Source organism: Rhodococcus sp. GQ147 (assembly GCF_059759155.1).
In genome coordinates this window covers 29,410-47,179 of the sequence record NZ_JCAXDU010000018.1, presented here as the reverse complement: position 1 = coordinate 47,179, position 17,770 = coordinate 29,410, and the positions used below count along the sequence as shown (strand labels likewise).

Annotated in this window: 14 protein-coding genes; 12 read left to right on the top strand and 2 right to left on the bottom strand. The window is 67.7% G+C overall.

Annotated elements, in window-relative coordinates; all coding sequences use genetic code 11:
• The first annotated feature begins 8 nt into the window (after nucleotides 1-8).
• The 5 genes from AC6CID_RS19375 to ligA are packed head-to-tail and all read left to right on the top strand — an operon-like array spanning nucleotide 9 to nucleotide 6,350.
• The gene (locus tag AC6CID_RS19375; protein WP_139192949.1) at nucleotides 9-812 is read left to right on the top strand and encodes a lysophospholipid acyltransferase family protein; all 804 of its coding nucleotides are present in this window, start codon (nucleotides 9-11) and stop codon (nucleotides 810-812) included.
• Nucleotides 813-870: 58 nt separating this feature from the next.
• Entirely contained in the window at nucleotides 871-2,106 is a 1,236-nt protein-coding gene (locus AC6CID_RS19370; RefSeq protein ID WP_006554560.1) for a cysteine desulfurase family protein, read from the top strand.
• Nucleotides 2,103-3,182, top strand: coding sequence for a tRNA 2-thiouridine(34) synthase MnmA (gene mnmA, locus AC6CID_RS19365; RefSeq protein ID WP_033097734.1), 1,080 nt, complete (start codon nucleotides 2,103-2,105; stop codon nucleotides 3,180-3,182). The genes AC6CID_RS19370 and mnmA overlap by 4 nt, the downstream gene beginning before the upstream one ends.
• On the top strand, nucleotides 3,179-4,204 hold the full coding sequence (locus AC6CID_RS19360; protein ID WP_006554558.1) for a methionine synthase: 1,026 nt from the start codon (nucleotides 3,179-3,181) through the stop codon (nucleotides 4,202-4,204). The genes mnmA and AC6CID_RS19360 overlap by 4 nt, the downstream gene beginning before the upstream one ends.
• A 37-nt stretch (nucleotides 4,205-4,241) precedes the next feature.
• Nucleotides 4,242-6,350: an NAD-dependent DNA ligase LigA gene (gene ligA / locus AC6CID_RS19355; RefSeq protein ID WP_064061610.1), complete on the top strand. Its 2,109-nt coding sequence runs from the start codon at nucleotides 4,242-4,244 to the stop codon at nucleotides 6,348-6,350.
• Between the two features lie 37 nt (nucleotides 6,351-6,387).
• Here the strand turns inward: ligA and AC6CID_RS19350 are convergent, their stop codons facing one another.
• Nucleotides 6,388-7,029 carry a hypothetical protein gene (locus AC6CID_RS19350; protein ID WP_064061611.1) on the bottom strand — a complete coding sequence of 214 codons (642 nt, stop codon included), beginning with the start codon at nucleotides 7,027-7,029 and terminating at the stop codon, nucleotides 6,388-6,390.
• A gap of 218 nt (nucleotides 7,030-7,247) precedes the next feature.
• On the opposite strand from AC6CID_RS19350, the gene AC6CID_RS19345 reads away from it, so the two are divergent.
• From AC6CID_RS19345 to AC6CID_RS19325, 5 genes are all read left to right on the top strand, one after another.
• A complete protein-coding gene (locus AC6CID_RS19345) occupies nucleotides 7,248-8,483 on the top strand; it encodes a metal-dependent hydrolase family protein (protein ID WP_371850683.1) in 1,236 nt (411 codons plus the stop codon).
• Nucleotides 8,484-8,541: 58 nt separating this feature from the next.
• Nucleotides 8,542-9,417 carry a P-loop NTPase family protein gene (locus AC6CID_RS19340; protein WP_064061613.1) on the top strand — a complete coding sequence of 292 codons (876 nt, stop codon included), beginning with the start codon at nucleotides 8,542-8,544 and terminating at the stop codon, nucleotides 9,415-9,417.
• 3 nt (nucleotides 9,418-9,420) lie between these two features.
• The gene (locus tag AC6CID_RS19335; RefSeq protein ID WP_498354329.1) at nucleotides 9,421-10,785 is read left to right on the top strand and encodes a YhgE/Pip domain-containing protein; all 1,365 of its coding nucleotides are present in this window, start codon (nucleotides 9,421-9,423) and stop codon (nucleotides 10,783-10,785) included.
• 66 nt (nucleotides 10,786-10,851) lie between these two features.
• Nucleotides 10,852-12,231, top strand: a complete 1,380-nt coding sequence (gad, locus tag AC6CID_RS19330; RefSeq protein WP_064061623.1) for a glutamate decarboxylase — start codon at nucleotides 10,852-10,854, stop codon at nucleotides 12,229-12,231.
• A 226-nt stretch (nucleotides 12,232-12,457) separates the two neighbouring features.
• Nucleotides 12,458-14,941, top strand: a complete 2,484-nt coding sequence (locus AC6CID_RS19325; protein WP_248846293.1) for a LuxR C-terminal-related transcriptional regulator — start codon at nucleotides 12,458-12,460, stop codon at nucleotides 14,939-14,941.
• Between the two features lie 36 nt (nucleotides 14,942-14,977).
• Here the strand turns inward: AC6CID_RS19325 and AC6CID_RS19320 are convergent, their stop codons facing one another.
• Nucleotides 14,978-15,628 carry an ACT domain-containing protein gene (locus AC6CID_RS19320; protein ID WP_006554550.1) on the bottom strand — a complete coding sequence of 217 codons (651 nt, stop codon included), beginning with the start codon at nucleotides 15,626-15,628 and terminating at the stop codon, nucleotides 14,978-14,980.
• 366 nt (nucleotides 15,629-15,994) lie between these two features.
• Between AC6CID_RS19320 and gatC the strand changes: the two genes are divergently transcribed.
• Nucleotides 15,995-16,294, top strand: coding sequence for an Asp-tRNA(Asn)/Glu-tRNA(Gln) amidotransferase subunit GatC (gene gatC, locus AC6CID_RS19315; protein ID WP_006554549.1), 300 nt, complete (start codon nucleotides 15,995-15,997; stop codon nucleotides 16,292-16,294).
• Nucleotides 16,291-17,766, top strand: coding sequence for an Asp-tRNA(Asn)/Glu-tRNA(Gln) amidotransferase subunit GatA (gene gatA / locus AC6CID_RS19310; RefSeq protein WP_006554548.1), 1,476 nt, complete (start codon nucleotides 16,291-16,293; stop codon nucleotides 17,764-17,766). Before gatC ends, gatA begins: the two co-directional genes overlap by 4 nt.
• Nucleotides 17,767-17,770 lie beyond the last annotated feature (4 nt).

Genomic DNA, 17,770 nt, shown 5'->3' with positions numbered 1-17,770 from the left:
CGGATCGTGTGGGTCTGCCGACGGTGTGGTTGCGCATCGCGACGGTCGCGGTCGTGCTGACGGTGGTGCCGCTCCTGCTGGCAGGACGGATGATTCCCGCGGCGCGTCGGGAGAGCACGGTGCGGCGCAGTGCGCGCCTGTTGTTGTGGTGCGTAGGCATCCGTCCGACGATCGACGATCGGCGTGACCGACGGGCGCGCGCAGGGGGCGTGCTCGTCGTTGCACCGCACATCTCGTGGACGGATGTCCTCGTCCTCACCGCAGTCGCTCCCGCGGAGTTCGTCGCACGAGCGGACCTGCTCGACTGGGGCCTGCTGGGCGCGCTCGCACGCCGGATGCGTGTCATCCCCATCGAACGGGAACGACTGCGACTGCTGCCCGCCGTGATCGAGCGAGTACGCACCCGCTTGCTGGAGGGCGGGTGCGTCGCCGTCTTCCCCGAGGGCACGACGCGATGCGGACGGTCCCACGGCGGTTTCCGCCCCGCCCTGCTGCAGGCGGCCGTGGACGCGCAGTGCCCCGTCCAGCCCGTCGGCCTGCGATACGGCGAGCGCGGGGGAGACCTCACCGCCGCGCCGGCCTTCGTCGGTGACGAGACGATCGGTTCCTCGATCCGGCGGATGATCCGGAACCGCGGTGTCGTCGTCGAAGTCATGCTCGCTCCGCTCGAACATCCGGGTCGGGACCGGCACGATCTCGCAGCCCGATGCGCCCGCGCGGTCCGTGCCGAGCGCCCGGTCGAGGCCGTGACATTCCTGCCGGTCGGCGGCTCACCGGCCGGTGGAACGGCACGGACGGTGGACGCCGCCTGACGGGCGACCCCCCTGAGCGCGGCGGGCACCTGCGCCGACCCGCTATCCTGGATCGGTCATGACCTCGCCCGCCGCCGGTCCCTCCGGTACCTCCACGACCGTCTACCTCGATCACGCCGCGACGTCGCCGATGCTTCCTGCGGCCGTCGAGGCGATGACGTCGGTCCTCGCCACCGTCGGAAACGCGTCCTCCCTGCACGGATCGGGGCGCGCAGCGCGCCGGCGCGTCGAGGAGTCGCGGGAGTCGATTGCGGCCGCCCTCGGCGCCCGGCCCTCCGAGGTGATCTTCGTCTCCGGTGGCACCGAGGGCGACAATCTGGCCGTCAAGGGCATCTATTGGGGTCGCCGCGCCCAGGACCCCCGGCGTCGCCGGATCCTCGCGAGCGCGGTCGAACACCACGCCGTGCTCGACGCCGTCGAATGGCTCGTCGAGCACGAGGATGCCCAGGTGACGTGGCTGCCGGTGGACGGCTCCGGCCGCGTCGATCCCACCACGCTCCGCGAGGAACTCTCGCGCCACGCCGACGAGGTCGCCCTCGTGTCCGTGATGTGGGCGAACAACGAGGTCGGCACCGTCATGCCGATCACCGAACTCGCTGCGGTCGCCGCCGAGTTCGACGTCCCGATGCACAGCGACGCCGTGCAGGCGGTCGCGCATCTCCCAGTCGATTTCACCGCGAGCGGACTGTCGGCACTGACCCTGGCCGCTCACAAGTTCGGTGGTCCGCAGGGAGTGGGAGCGCTGCTGCTCGGCAGGCAGGTACCGTGCGTGCCGCTCGCCCACGGTGGGGGCCACGAACGCGACGTGCGGTCCGGGACGCAGGACACCGCGTCCATCGTGGCGATGGCCGCGGCGTTGCGCGAGGTCACCTCGGATCTGCCCGGCCGCACCGCCGAACTCGCGCACCTGCGCGATCTTCTTGTCGCGGGTGTCGAGGCGGCGATCCCCGACGCGATCCTCAACGGTCCTCGCGAGGTCGGACGACTGCCCAACAACGCGCACTTCACGTTCCCCGGATGCGAAGGCGACTCGCTGCTGATGTTGCTCGACGCGGCCGGTATCGAATGCTCGACCGGTTCGGCGTGCACCGCCGGGGTCGCGCGCGCGAGTCACGTACTCGTCGCGATGGGGGCGGACCCGATCACGGCACGCGGTTCGCTCCGATTCTCGTTGGGGCACACCACAACCCGCAGTGACATCGACAAACTGATCGAAACTCTCCCTTCCGTGGTGGACAGGGCTCGCGCCGCCGGACTGGCGAGCGCCGGTGGACGAGGAGGTGACCGGAGATGAGGATTCTTGCGGCAATGAGCGGCGGTGTGGACTCGGCGGTCGCCGCCGCCCGCATGGTCGAGGCCGGACACGACGTCGTGGGAGTGCATCTCGCGTTGTCGGCCGCGCCGGGCACACTGCGCACCGGCTCGCGCGGATGCTGCTCGAAGGAGGACGCCGGCGATGCTCGCCGCGCCGCCGACGTGCTCGGAATTCCCTTCTACGTCTGGGATTTCGCAGACCGCTTCAAGGAGGACGTGATCGACGACTTCGTCGCGTCCTATGCCGCCGGTGAGACCCCGAACCCGTGCCTGCGTTGCAACGAGAAGATCAAGTTCTCGGCGCTGGCCGACCGTGCCGTCGCGCTCGGCTTCGACGCCGTCGCCACCGGTCACTACGCGCAGTTGAACGACGGGGTGCTGCGCCGCGCCGTCGACGCCGACAAGGACCAGTCGTACGTACTCGCCGTGCTCACCGCGCAGCAGTTGTCGCGCGCGGTGTTCCCCGTCGGCGACACCCCCAAGAGCCGGATCCGCGAGGAGGCCGCCGAGCGCGGACTCGCGGTGGCGAACAAGCCCGACAGCCACGACATCTGCTTCATCCCGTCGGGCGACACCCGCGCCTTCCTCGGTGCCCGGATCGGTGTGCGTCCCGGCGCCGTCGTGGACGACCGTTCGGGTGAGGTGCTCGCGCAGCACGAGGGCGTGCACGGTTTCACCATCGGCCAGCGCAAGGGACTCGGTATCGCCGGGCCCGGACCGGACGGACGCCCCCGCTACGTCACCGCGATCGAACCGGAGAGCGGCACCGTCCGGGTCGGCAGCGCCGAACAGCTGAAGGTCGAGTCGATCCGCGCCGAGCGCGCCGTATGGACCTCCGGCACCGCTCCTGTCGGACCGATCGAGTGCGTCGTCCAGGTCCGCGCTCACGGCGGCCTGGCCCCGGCCGTCGCCGAAGCGGTGGGTCCGGGCATCGAGATCTCGCTGCGCGAACCGCTCACCGGTGTCGCCGCCGGTCAGGCCGCCGTGCTGTACCGGTCCGACGCTGCGGGCGACATCGTCCTCGGCAGCGGAACCATCGCGGCAGGGGACCGGTGACGGCACCTGCCACCGGCCGCGAGGTGTGGTCCGGTCTCGCGACAGGCATCGGTTCGTGGCCCGGGACGGACCCGCGCGAGGCCGCGGCGGTCGTCGTCGGCGAACTCACGGATCTGCCCCACCTCGTCGAACTGCCGGCACGCGGCCTCGGTGCCGACATGATCGGGCGGGTCAGCGCCCTGCTCGTCGACATGTACCTCGACACCTCGACCACTGGCTACCGCCTCGTGTCGCGACGCGGCGGTGTGGCTGCCCGGGCGCGCGACCTGCTCGCCCAGGACCTCGATGCGCTCGAGGAGGCCTGGGAACGCGCCGGGCTGGATGCCGGCCGCCCCGTGAAGGTGCAGGCTGCCGGGCCGCTCACCCTCGCCGCCCACGTCGAACTCGCCACGGGACGCCGGGTGCTCACCGACCGCGGCGCCGTTCGCGACCTGGCCGAATCGCTCGCGGAGGGCCTGGCCCGACACGCCGCCGAGATCACCCGCCGGCTCGGGGTTCAGGTGGTCGCGCAACTCGACGAACCGTCGCTGCCGGATGTGCTCGCCGGAACGCTGAAGGGCCGGACCGTCCTCGAGACCGTCCCTGCCGTGCCGGACCCGGAAGCGCTGGACGTGCTCGACACGACGATTCGGGGCACTGGGCTCTCCGTCGCGGTGCACTGCTGCGCGGGCACCTTCCCGGCCGACTTCCTGCGGCGCAGCGCTGCCGACGCTGTGGCCTTCGACGTCGGATGCGTGCGACGCTCCGACCTCGACGGACTCGGGGAACTGTTCGACTCGGGCACGGTCCCGATACTCGGACTCGTGCCCGCCACCGCACCGGCCTCGACGGGCTGGCGCGAGTACGCGGCACCGGCCGTCGAGCTGATCGACCGGCTCGGGTTCCCCAGGAAGGTGCTGCAATCGGTGGCGGTGAGCCCGGTCTGCGGGCTGGCCTCGGCCTCCACGGAGGGGGCACGGGCCGCTCTGCGTTCGTTGCGCGACGTCGCGTCGGCCTTCGCTGAGGAAGCCGACACGCTCTGAGTATTCCGGTCGGTCCCCTCGACTAGGCTTGCAGGCTGTGAGTGAACCGACGGACGCACCCATCACCGCTCCTCCGGAGGCGCGTGAGCGCTGGCAGGATCTCGCCGAACAGGTGCGCGAGCATCAGTTCCGTTATTACGTGCGCGACGCCCCCATCATCTCCGACGGTCAGTTCGACGCGCTCCTCGGCGAACTGCAGGCACTCGAGGATCAGTACACCGAACTCCGCACGCCGGATTCGCCCACCCAGCTGGTCGGCGGCGGCTTCGCCACCGAATTCGGTGCCGTCGAGCATCTCGAACGGATGCTCAGCCTCGACAACGTCTTCGACGAGGACGAACTGCGCGCGTGGCTCTCGCGCGCCGAGGTCGAGACCGGCACTCACCCCGATTATCTGTGCGAGGTGAAGATCGACGGCGTGGCGCTCAGCCTCGTCTACGAGAACGGCAAACTCGTCCGCGCGGCCACCCGCGGCGACGGACGCACCGGGGAGGACGTCACCCTCAACGCCCGCACGATCGACGACGTTCCCGAAAAGCTCACCGGCACCGCCGAATACCCGATCCCGACGTTGCTCGAAGTGCGCGGCGAGGTGTTCTTCCGGCTCGAGGACTTCCAGACCCTCAACGCCGGGCTGGTGGCCGAAGGCAAGCCGCCCTTCGCGAATCCCCGCAATTCCGCCGCCGGTTCCCTGCGGCAGAAGAACCCGGCCGTCACCGCGCGCCGGCGTCTGCGCATGTACTGCCACGGCTACGGCCGCATGGAGGGCTTCGAACCCCGCTCGCAATCCGACGCCTACGCGGCCTTCGCGGCCTGGGGCCTGCCCGTCTCACCGCACACTGTTCGCGTGCAGGGCGCCGAGGCGGTCGTCGAGCGGATGCGCTACTGGGGCGAACACCGCCACGACATCGAACATGAGATCGACGGCCTGGTGGTCAAGATCGACGACATGGGGCTGCACCGACGCCTCGGTGCCACGTCCCGCGCCCCACGGTGGGCGATCGCCTACAAGTACCCGCCGGAGGAGGTCACCACCAAGCTCCTCGACATCCGCGTCAGTGTCGGGCGCACCGGACGCGTGACCCCCTTCGCCTACATGGAGCCGGTCACCGTCGCCGGGTCCACCGTCTCGCTGGCGACGCTGCACAACGCGTCCGAGGTGGAGCGCAAAGGCGTGCTCATCGGCGACACCGTGGTCATCCGCAAGGCCGGCGACGTGATCCCGGAGGTCCTCGGCCCGGTCGTCGACCTGCGCGACGGTTCCGAGTACGCCTTCGAGATGCCCACGCAGTGCCCCGAATGCGGTACCACCCTCGCCCCGGCGAAGGAGGGCGACGTCGACCTGCGCTGCCCCAACTCGCGGTCGTGCCCGGCGCAATTGCGCGAGCGGGTCTTCCACGTCTCGGGCAGGGGAGCGTTCGACATCGAAGCCCTCGGCTACGAGGCGGCCACGGCGCTGCTCGAGGGGAAGATCATCGCCGACGAGGGCGACCTGTTCTCGCTCACGAAGGAAGACCTCGAACGCATCCCGTTTTTCCGCACCACCAAGGGCGTGCTGTCGAAGAACGGCGACCGTCTGCTGCAGAACCTCGACAAGGCGAAGGAACAGCCGCTCTGGCGCGTGCTGGTCGCCCTGTCCATCCGGCACGTCGGACCGACCGCTGCGCGTGCGCTGGCCACCGAGTTCGGCAGCCTCGACCGGATCCGGGCCGCGTCCGTCGACGAGCTCGCGGCCGTCGAGGGCGTCGGACCGACGATCGCCGCGGCGGTGACCGACTGGTTCACCGTCGATTGGCACGTCGCGATCGTCGACAAGTGGGCGGCAGCGGGTGTGCGGATGGCCGACGAACGCGACGAATCGATCCCGCGAACCCTCGAAGGACTGTCGATCGTGGTTACGGGCACGCTCGCGGGATTCTCCCGCGACCAGGCCAAGGAGGCCGTCCTCGCGCGCGGAGGCAAGGCCGCCGGATCGGTGTCGAAGAAGACGGCTTTCGTCGTCATCGGCGACAACCCTGGTTCGAAGGCCGACAAGGCCGCCGATCTCGGAGTACCCGTGCTCGACGAGGACGGTTTCCGGATCCTGCTCGACGAGGGGCCCGACGCCGCTCGCGCCTATCTCGAAGGGCGCGAAGGGGAGAACTGAGACGCTCTCCGCCGGGAGGTGCCCTGCCCGCGGATTCTCAGGAGGCCGTTGCGGATTCCGGTTCCTCGGCGCTGCGCCTCCCGAGGAATACCGCCGCGGCGAGCAGGAAGCAGATCGCCCCGACGAACGTGCCGGTGTTGGCAAGGCTCGGGTCGAGAGTGTTTCCGTCGTCGAGGACGAACGAACCGACGGCGGAGACCCCGAAAGCGATCGACCCGAGCATGTTCAGCCACCCGCTGATCCAGTCCTTCGAGCGCGGCGCCCAATGCGAGCCCGCTCGCCAGAGGACTGCACACGCGATCGCGCTCGACACCAGAAAGCACAGGGAACCTTCGAGATTGGGGTTCCACACCAGGTGCTTCTCACCCTTGACGGTGTGGGCGTGCAGTGCGGCTCCCGTGCTGACGTTGAACAGCAGCGTACCGATGAACTGGATCAGCGACGCGAGCCAGTCGGCGCGGATCGCCGGGCTGCCCTTGTCCGTGACGGTGGCCGGCCCACTGAGCATCAATTGGACGAATGCTGCACCCGTGAAGAACCAGGAACCCACGAAGAACGAAGTATTTGCACCGGCGGTGCCGAGAAGCGTCGCAATTCCGGGCGCCGAACCCAATGCGAACAGGGCGGCGCCGATGACGAATCCCCAGGACTGCATGCGCAATGTCGGGTGAATCAGCATTGGCGCAGTGTAAGTCGAAGATCGGAAATTTGTGTGTTTTCAAAAGAAACTATCCGATCGAATAGGTGCAGTTCAGAACGAACTTTCGAAAAGGGTGAACGGTTGGGGTGAATTGGTTCGGGATCCTTTCGGTTGGTCGGAAGTCGTGTTCGATGCGCGTTAGCGTCCCAGCCATGACGGAAACCGGTAAGTCCACTCAGCGCCTTCTTTTTCGTAATGTGCGAGTTTTCGATGGAGTTTCCGGAGAGCTCGTCACCGGCGACGTACTGATCGACGGAGACCGCATCGTCGCCGTATCCGAATCGCCGATCGGCGACGAACCCGGCCGCGAGACCGACGTGATCGACGGCGGCGGGCGGGTCCTCATGCCCGGCATGTCCGACGCGCACGTCCACCTCGTCGGTAACGCGAACTCCTACATCGACATGGTGATGGGCAGCGAAGCGCACATCGCGCTCAACGGCCTCGCCGAGGCCCGCAACATGCTGCTGCGCGGCTTCACCGCCGTCCGCGACATGGCCGGCGACACCGGCAGCATCAAATCGGTGATCGACCGGGGATTGTTCGACGGTCCCCGCATCTACCCGTCCCAGGCCGCGATCTCGCAGACGTCCGGGCACGGCGACTTCGGCTTCGTCTACGAATGCCCCACAGCCCTCGGTGGGGATCAGGCCCGCGCCGAACAGATCGGCTTCATGCGGGTCGCCGATGGTGAGGACCGGGTCCTCGCAGCCGTGCGCGAGCAACTCAAGAAAGGTGCATCGCAGATCAAGCTGATGGTCGGCGGCGGAGCGGCGTCCATGTACGACCCGCTGTACACCGTCCAGTTCATCGACAGAGAACTGCGTGCCGCCGTCCAGGCCGCATCCGACTACGGCACGTACGTGGCCACCCACGTCTACAACGTCACCGGGATCCGCCGCGCGGTCGCGGCCGGGGTGAAGTCGATCGAGCACGGCCACCTCGCCGACGAGGAGACCGTCGCACTGCTCGCGGAGAAGGAGGTGTGGTTGTCGATGCAGCCCTTCGCGCTCGGCGACCACCACTATCCCGACCCGGATCGCGCGGAGAAGGACAAGCAGATCTGCACCGGCACCGACCACGTCTACGAGTGGGCGCAGAAGCACGGCGTGAAGACGGCCTGGGGAACCGACCTGCTGCTCGAGCCGCAGATCGCGCCGCGCCAGAGCGAGATGGCCGCGCGGCTCGGCGACCACTACAACAACCTCGACGCGCTGCGGATGCTCACCTCAGGAAACGCCGAACTGTTCCGGCTCGCAGGCGAACGCGATCCCTACCGTCAGGCCCGATGGGGTGTGATCGACAAGGGCGCCTGGGCGGACGTGCTCCTCGTCGACGGCAACCCGCTCGAGGATCTGAGTCTGATCGCCGATCCAGCAAAGAACCTGTCGGTCATCGTGAAGAACGGCCACGTCGTCAAGAACAGCCTGTGACCGTGGCAGCGCATCGGACACGGCACCACACCCCACTCGCTCGGCGCAAGGACAGTCGGTGACTCACTACGGGCAGCGCAGCGACGCAGAGGCCTGGGACGAGTTGTCGGACGAGCAGCTCGAGGATCCCTTCGTCGTGGACGGAAACTACGGCGGAACACCGGTGGGCACAGCCGAACCGGATGATGTCGGGACTCCGCCGTACGGCGCTCCGGTCGTGCAGCGGGCAACCGCCCGGCAGACGCCGGGCACACTCGTGTCGGCGCGCGGGATCGAACTCCACGGACCCTGGGGCCATGTCTTCGGCCCCCTCGACCTGGACCTCGACGCCGGGGGAGTGACGGTTCTGGCCGTGCAGGCCGGTGCTGCGCGTACCGCGTTGCTCATGGCTCTGTGCGGTCGCATGCGACTGACCCGGGGATCGCTGACGGTTCTCGGCGAGGACAGACCGCAGAAGATCATCGCGCGGTCGGCGATTGCGTGCATGAACGAGCTCGACGAGGTACGCCCGTCGGTCACCGTGCGCGATCTCGTCACCGAGCAGAAGCGGTGGGATTCCCCGTGGTACAAGTTCGTTCCGCGGGTCCGTGAGGACGGTATCGCCGAGATGTGCGAGGAGATCTTCGGCGACGTACCGCTGCCACCGCTCGAGGCGTTCGTCGACGACCTCCCCGAACTCCAGCAACTGCTCCTGCGGATCTCGGTTGCGAACACCCGGCGTCCGCCACTGCTGGTGGTGGGCCGGATCGATCGGATCGCCGACGACGTCGAACGTGCCACCCTGCTCGGCCGGCTCGTCGCGCTCGGTGAGAACCAGGCGGTGATCATCGGCGACGTGAACCCTGTCGACCCCGATAGCGGGGTACGGGCCGTGGTGGACATGCACGATCTGCTCGGACCTGGTGACATCGGCGTCCTGACGAAGAGGAAGTGACGAGTGCTCGCAGGCGTCTCTCTCGGTAGCGACTCGAAGCGATACTTCCGCGGCACGATGCCGCGCATCGCGATCGCGACGATCATTCTCATGCCGTTGCTGTACGGGGCCATGTACCTGTGGGCCTTCTGGAATCCGTTCGGTGCGGTGAACAAGATTCCCGCGGCGATCGTCAACAACGACACCGGTCGTTCGTCGACGGGGGAACAGGTCGACGCCGGCGATCAGGTCGTGAAGTCCCTCATCGCATCCGGTCAGCTCGATCTGGCGGAGGTGTCGGAAGAGGACGCTGTCGCGGGTCTGGCCGACGGAAAGTACTACTACACCATCACGATTCCGGAGAGTTTCACCGAAGCCGCTGAGATCATGCGTCTGCAGGCAGGCGCCGAACAACTCGAGTATCAACTCGGCAACCCGAACAGTCCGCTACAGGGAGCCCTGGCGACGTTGTCGAACGGGGGACTGGCGGCGGACGTGAACCGACTCCGCAGCGGTGTCGACGAACTGAGCTCCGGTGCCGCCACGCTGAACTCCGGTCTCGTCCAACTCGCCGACGGCAGTGTCCAGTTGGCCGACGGAGCAGGAGAGCTGTCCTCGGGCATGGTCGAGTTGCAGTCGGGTTCGCAGGAACTCGCGCAGGCCCTGAGTCAGGGCGCCACCCAGGTGCCGAACTGGACGGACGAACAACGCACCGCCACCGCCGAGACGTTGTCGACTCCGGTTGCTCTGCAACAGAACTACACGAACGAGGCACCCACCTTCGGTACCGGTTTCGCCCCGTTCTTCCTGTCGCTCGCCCTGTTCGTCGGCGGCATCATCACCTGGATGCTGCTCACCCCGTTACAGTCGCGGCCCACCGTCGCGGGACTCGGTGCCTACCGCACGGTCCTCGCGTCGTACTGGCCGGCTCTGCTGGTAGGCATCCTGCAGGTGGTCGTGATGTACACGGTCGTCCATTTCGGCGTCGGACTGGACGTGAAGCACGTCGTGGGGACGATCCTGTTCCTGATGTTGATCTCCGCAACGTATCTGGCCATGATCCAAGCGTTCAATGCGATCTTCGGCGTCGCCGTCGGTCGGGTGGTGACCTTGGCCTTCCTGATGCTGCAACTGGTCTCGGCCGGCGGTATCTACCCCGTGCCGACCACGGCGAAGCCGTTCCAGTACATCCACCCGTTCGACCCGATGACCTACACCGTCAACGGTCTGCGGCAGCTTACCGTCGCCGAGAACATCGATTCGCGATTGTGGATCGCAATCGCTGTCCTGGCCGGAATCCTGCTCGTATCGTTGACGCTGAGTGCCCTGTCGGTTCGGCGCAACCGCCGCTACACGATGGAGAGGCTGTACCCGCCGATCGAGGTGTGAGAGCCGCCCCGTATGTCCTGAAGTCACCGGATCGACGAGTGTTCGATGCGGGAAATGGAGGAAACCATGTCAGAGTCCAATGCTCCAGCCGAGACACTCGCACCTGCCTTCACCGGCAGACTCGGTACCGACCCGATTCCTGCTCTGCGACTTCCCAAGTCGGAGACCGATCCGGAGGCGACGTACCAGTTCATACACGACGAGCTGATGCTCGACGGCAGCTCGCGGCTCAACCTGGCGACCTTCGTCACCACGTGGATGGATCCGCAGGCGGGTCGTCTCATGGCCGAGACGTTCGACAAGAACATGATCGACAAGGACGAGTATCCGGCCACGGCGGAGATCGAGACCCGCTGCGTCAACATGGTCGCGGCCCTGTTCCACGCCGAGAACCTCGATCCGGCCGATCCGTCGTCGGCCACCGGCGTCTCGACGATCGGTTCGTCCGAGGCCGTCATGCTCGGCGGTCTCGCGCTCAAGTGGCGCTGGCGTGAGGCCCGTAGGGCCGCCGGCAAGGACGCGTCGAAGCCGAACCTGGTGCTCGGCAGCAACGTGCAGGTGGTGTGGGAGAAGTTCTGCCGCTACTTCGACGTCGAGCCGAAGTACCTGCCGATGGAGCCCGGCCGTTACGCCATCACCCCCGAGCAGGTCCGTGAAGCGGTCGACGAGAACACCATCGGCGTCGTCGCGATCCTCGGCACCACCTTCACCGGTGAACTCGAGCCGGTGGCGGAGATCGCCGCCGCGCTCGACGAGCTCGCGGCCTCCGGCGGTCCCGACGTCCCGTTGCACGTCGACGCCGCCTCCGGTGGCTTCGTGGTGCCCTTCCTCCATCCGGACCTCGAATGGGACTTCCGTGTGCCGCGGGTCGTGTCCATCAACGTCAGTGGTCACAAGTACGGCATGACCTATCCGGGTATCGGTTTCGTCGTCTGGCGCTCGAAGGAACATCTGCCCGAGGACCTGGTCTTCCGGGTCAACTACCTCGGTGGCGACATGCCGACGTTCACGCTCAACTTCTCGCGTCCTGGTAACCAGGTCATCGGCCAGTACTACAACTTCATCCGGCTCGGTGTCGCCGGGTACACGCAGATCATGGAGACCCTGCGCGACACCGCGCTCATGCTGTCGAAGCAGATCTCCGAGATCGAGAACATGGCGATCATCACGGACGGCTCCGCCATCCCGGTCATCTCCTTCGAGGTGACGGGCGACCCCGGCTTCACGGTGTTCGACATCTCCCACGAATTGCGGGCCCGCGGATTCCAGGTTCCGGCCTACACGATGCCGGCCGACGCGGAGGACGTCGCGGTTCTGCGAATCGTGCTTCGCGAGGGGTTCAGCCGGGACATCGCCCACAAGCTCGGTGAAGACATCGCCGATGTAGTCGGATATCTCCGCGAGGGTGTCGGTCGCGGCCACACCGACCAGGCATTCGCACACTGAACGAAGTCGCAGCGGGGGAGAAGCTCACCGAGTTTCTCCCCCGCCGACGTGAAATCCGTTCGTGGACCGTGTGAATGGAGGTGCGGAGTTACTTCGATGTGATTCCTGGCGCGCGATCGGAGTTCCGGCGAAATCCGTCATTTCCCCCGCCGGCTGCTAATATTTGCACATACCTGTGAGTCCGTTTCGAGGGCGATGCTGCCCGGATGCGAAAGGGATAGTGGACGTGCCGAGAACACTGCCTTTGTCCCGTCGCCGATTGTTCTCCGTTCTGTCCGCGCATTCCGAACTCGCCGTGATCCTCGGTGGCCCCTTCTCCGGCAAGACGACCCTCGTCGACACGTGGCTGGCGACCGACCCGTGTCCCGAGTGGGCGCCGGTGGTGATTCCCGAACCCGCGCACGACGTCACACCCGAGACCTACTGGGCGACGGTGGCATCGTCGCTGTGCACCTCCCTCGGAGTCGACGAACCCGTTGCGGCGGAAGGCTCCTTCGACTCGTTGTGTTCGATACTGGTCCGGCACCCCCGGCCCGTGATGTTCGTGCTCGACGGTGTCCGGTCGGTCGAAGCGATCGAAGACCGGGTCGGGCAGTTGCTGCGGCTCGGGCCGCAGGTGCGGATGGTGGTCACCAGCAGGGCCGCAGGCTCGTGGGCCGAACTTGTCGACGGACACCCGCACAGGACGATCGTCGGCGACGACGACCTGGCGTTCACCGTGGACGAGACCGCTGCACTGTGCCGGCTCTTCGGACTTGCGCGGGACCAACGCACCATCGAGTGGATCACCCGCCGCACCGAAGGATTCGCCGCATTCGTCGCGGCGGTGTGTGCGACGCTGCGTGCCGAGAAGCCGGATCGGGTCTACGGCACCGACGCCCTCGACGTCCTGGTCGACTCGACCGTCGATCTCGTCGTCATGCATGTCGTGGCCGCGGATCCCTCACTGGCACTGTCCTCCCGCTCGGTCCTCGTCTCCGCCGCACCCAACACGGTGACGGAGTCGTCGATTTCGGCTCTACCGCACATCGACGACAGCGACGCCTTCCTCACCGCGCTGACCGAGTCGGGACTGATCGAGGCCTGCTCGACGGACGAGGACTCCACGGACGGCGAGACCGCCTGGCGCTATCCCGAGGTCGTCCACAGATCACTCCTGCGGGTGGGCAGCGCCGAATACCCGAAGGAGCTGCGGGATGCGCGGTCGGCTCTCATCGACTACTGGTTGCAGCGCTCGCGTCCGGACATCGCCCTCGAACATGCCGTGGAGCGGCGCGACTGGCGATGCGCGATCGACATCGTCGAGAAGAACTGGGTGGCGCTGTACGGAAGCGGATCGCTCCGCTCCCTGGGGATCGTGCTGCTCGAGCTGCTCCCCGACGACATGACGACCAACGATCGCACCGTCGCGTCGCTGCGGACGATCACCTGTGCCCGGAACAAGGCGGGAGAGCCGGAACAGTGGGCCTTCCCTCGATCCTTCGAAACGATCCTTCGCCTCGGAAGTCTCCGGATGCAGGGTGCCTACGACGAGGCGATGGAAGTGTGCGACGGCCTGGCCACCGAACCCGTGCCGAATTTCGAGACGCTGGACGACACGACCCGGCACGCCCACGGACTGAAATACCTCAACTTCGGCACCGTCTACCTCCTCGGCGGACGCACCACCGATGCCGGAACGATGCTGCGCCGTGCCCACACGGCGGGTCGCGGTGTGTTCGTCGAGCGAGAGGCCGCGGGCAAACTCGCGCTCCTCGAAGCCCTCCGGGGCCGGACCCACGAGGCGACCCGGTGGATCGAGGAGGAGCTCCGGCATCCGCCGATCATGGGAGAGGCCGAGGCCCTCATCCGTACGGCGGGCCTGGTCGCCACCGCGCTCGTGGCCCTCGACAGGCTCGACACCGGCACGGCCTTCCGCGCGCTCTCCGAACTCGGCACTCTCCGCCACACGGAAGAGTTGTGGGCGGCCGTCATGTACGCGCGGGGGCGACTGGCGCTGCTGAGCGGTGTGCCCGCCGACGGCCTGCTGTACATCGATTCGGAACTTCAGCACTTCTCCCATCGCCTCACCGGTATCTCCGCGGTGTTGGTCGATGCCGCGCGTGCCGACCTGCACCTCGCGCTCGGCGAGGCCCGCGCGGCGTGCGAGCTGGTCGACAGCTCGACGCACCCCCTCACGGCTCCGGCCCGTGCGCGATTGCGTCTGCTCGGCGGCGATCCCGGAGGCGCGGAGGTGATCGTGCATCGTGGGGATGCCGCCCGTGAGCACTGTCCGGCCGTCGGTGCGGAACTCGCCCTGATCGGATCGGTGGCGTCTCTGAGACTCGGTCGCCGCACCGATGCGCGACGGCATCTCCAGCGGGCCGTGGTGCTGGCGGAACATGCCGGGGTGACACGGCCGTTCGTCGGAGTCCCGCCCTCGGCCGTGCGCGACATCCTGTCGCTCGGGGTCGACCTGCCGATCGATCTCGACCCGGCGATGGCCGAGTACGGCATCTTCCGCGAGATCCGTGTCGTCGTACGGCTGACCCCACGCGAGCGCGCGGTCCTCGACGCATTGCTCGCCGGCGGCACGGCGGGCACGATCGCCAAGGAACAGTTCGTCACCCTCAACACCGTCAAGACCCAATTGCGTTCCCTCTACCGGAAACTGGGCGTGCATTCGCGTGAGGAAGCGATCGCGCAGGCACACAGGCTCGTCGTCGGCTGAGACCCTTTCCCGAAGCTACGACCGGAACCCCGGGGACTATCGGAGGACGGTGCCGACGATGCCCGCGAAGTAACCGATGCGTGCGATCTCGGACGGACGGAACTCCGGTCCGCCGGGGCGGCCGAGGACGAGGACACGTTCGGGCGAGCCGAGGGGAGCGGCCGCGAGCATCGTGTCCATGTCGCGCCAGAGCTGCGGCACCCACTCACCGTCGTGGTCGAGCAGGGTGGCCTCGGCGAGCGGCATCCAGGGGACGCCGTCGAGGTGGGTCTCCGGCGAACCCGGGCTCCCCGCGAGGCGGAAGATGCCGTTCGGGCCGACTCCGAGCACGGTCGCCCAACCCACGCGGAGCACCCGGGGAGCACCGTCGACGAGGATCTGGATGCGGTCGTCGCGGGCGGCGGCGACGTGATCGATCAGTTCGAGTTCGCGATGGGTGTCGAGGATTCCGGCGTAGGGACGGATCGAGTCGACCGTCACACCGGGCAGGGCCTCGGCCGCGGTGAGGAGCGTGTCGGGGAGCTTGCCCGGCTCGACGTCGACGACGAGATCGTCGATCGCGAAGTCCGTGCCGCGTTCGACGACGTCGAGCGACAGGATGTCGGCGCCGACCGAACCGAGCGCCAGGGCGAGCGAGCCGAGGCTACCGGGACGATCGGGGAGCCTGACACGCAAGAGGTACGACACGTGAGTCCTTTCCCAGTCGGTTTCCTGCCGTCGACGAACGCCACATCGACGGCTCGTGGTGCGCCGGCATCCGAGTGCCGGCCCAGGGGCCCGTGTCGACCTCTGGCAGACCACATCCTTGCACCTCGGCGCCGGCGTCCGGGACGGCGCAGATCCGAAATTATGCCGACCCCATCGATAATCCCCGGTCGCGACGGTGCATGTCACACGAACGCAACACAGCGTTGCGAAGCTTGCAACATCGGCGGACGGGACGCGACGCCGACCGGGCGACGAGTGATGTCGCCGAACCGCGTGCGCCGTCGCTTCCAGGACGCATTACCCTGGACAGGACGTTCACTCTCCATCGGAAAGGGGCCATTCACGGTGCCTGCCATCTCCCGTGACGAGGTCGCGCATCTCGCCCGGTTGTCCCGGCTTGCGCTGACCGATGCCGAACTCGACGAGTTCGCCGGTCAGTTGGATTCGATCCTCAACCACGTCAAGGCGGTGTCGGAGGTGGCCGCGGACGATGTGGCTCCCATGGCGAACCCGAACGCCGTCACCAACGTGACGCGACCCGACGTCGTCGTCCCCGGTCTCACACCCGAGCAGGCGCTCTCCGGTGCGCCGGCCGTCGAGGAGGATCGCTTCTCGGTCCCGCAGATCCTGGGAGAGGGCGAATGAGCACGGATACGACACGCCTCGACGCCGCGACTCTGGCGTCGAAGATCCATGCCGGCGAACTGTCGTCGGTGGAGGTCACCCAGGCCCACCTCGATCGCATCGCCGAGGTCGACGGCGAGTACAACGCCTTCCTGCACGTCGCCTCCGAGCAGGCGCTCGCCGCCGCGGACGAGGTCGACCGTGCCGTCGCCGCGGGCGAGAAACCGGCCTCGGCGCTCGCCGGTGTGCCGCTCGCGCTCAAGGACGTGTTCACCACCACGGACATGCCCACCACGTGCGGTTCGAAGATCCTCGAGGGCTGGGTCTCGCCCTACGACGCGACGCTCACCACGAAGCTGCGCGAGGCCGGGATCCCCATCCTCGGCAAGACCAACATGGACGAGTTCGCGATGGGTTCGTCCACCGAGAACTCGGCCTACGGCCCCACCCGCAACCCGTGGGACACCAGCCGTATCCCGGGTGGCTCGGGTGGCGGTTCCGCTGCGGCGCTCGCGTCGTATCAAGCTCCCCTCGCGATCGGCACCGACACCGGTGGCTCGATCCGCCAGCCCGCCGCTGTCACCGCCACCGTTGGCACCAAGCCCACCTACGGCACGGTCTCTCGGTACGGCCTCGTCGCCTGTGCGTCGTCGCTCGACCAGGGTGGTCCCTGCGGCCGCACCGTCCTCGACACGGCGCTGCTGCACGAGGTCATCGCCGGGCACGACCCGCGCGACTCGACGTCGGTGAACGCCCCCGTGCGTCCCGTCGTGGAGGCGGCGCGCCAGGGTGCGGCCGGCGACCTGAAGGGCCTGAAGGTCGGCGTGGTCAAGGAGCTGCACTCCGACAGCTACCAGCCCGGCGTGCTCTCGTCGTTCGATGCGGCGGTCGAGACGCTCACGAAGCTCGGCGCGGAGGTCGTCGAGGTCTCGTGCCCGCACTTCGAGTACGCGCTCGCCTCGTACTACCTGATCCTGCCGTCGGAGGTCTCCTCCAACCTGGCCCGCTTCGACGCGATGCGGTACGGTATGCGCGTCGACGACGGCACGATGAGTGCCGAGCAGGTCATGGCCGCGACCCGCGCCGCCGGTTTCGGCAAGGAGGTCAAGCGCCGCATCATGATCGGCACCTACGCGCTGTCCTCCGGCTACTACGAGGCCTACTACGGTCAGGCACTCAAAGTCCGGAGCCTCATCGCGCAGGACTTCGACAAGGCCTACGAGCAGGTCGACGTGCTGGTCTCGCCCACGAGCCCGTTCACGCCGTGGAAGCTCGGCGAGAAGGTCGACGATCCGCTGGCGATGTACCTGTCCGACCTGTGCACGCTCCCGACCAACCTCGCGGGGCACTGCGCGATGTCGGTGCCGTCCGGCCTCTCGGCGGACGACGGTCTCCCCGTCGGTCTGCAGATCATGGCCCCGGCCCTGGCCGACGAGCGCCTGTACCGCGTGGGTGCGGCCTTCGAGGCGGCACGAGGACCCATCGTCGCCTGATCCT

Excerpts from the sequence above, each read along its gene's own strand:
- gad (WP_064061623.1), top strand. The coding sequence starts at position 10,852 with ATGTCAGAGTCCAATGCTCCAGCCGAGACACTCGCACCTGCCTTCACC.
- AC6CID_RS19350 (WP_064061611.1), bottom strand. The coding sequence starts at position 7,029 with ATGCTGATTCACCCGACATTGCGCATGCAGTCCTGGGGATTCGTCATC.
- gatA (WP_006554548.1), top strand. The coding sequence starts at position 16,291 with ATGAGCACGGATACGACACGCCTCGACGCCGCGACTCTGGCGTCGAAG.
- AC6CID_RS19370 (WP_006554560.1), top strand. The coding sequence starts at position 871 with ATGACCTCGCCCGCCGCCGGTCCCTCCGGTACCTCCACGACCGTCTAC.
- mnmA (WP_033097734.1), top strand. The coding sequence starts at position 2,103 with ATGAGGATTCTTGCGGCAATGAGCGGCGGTGTGGACTCGGCGGTCGCC.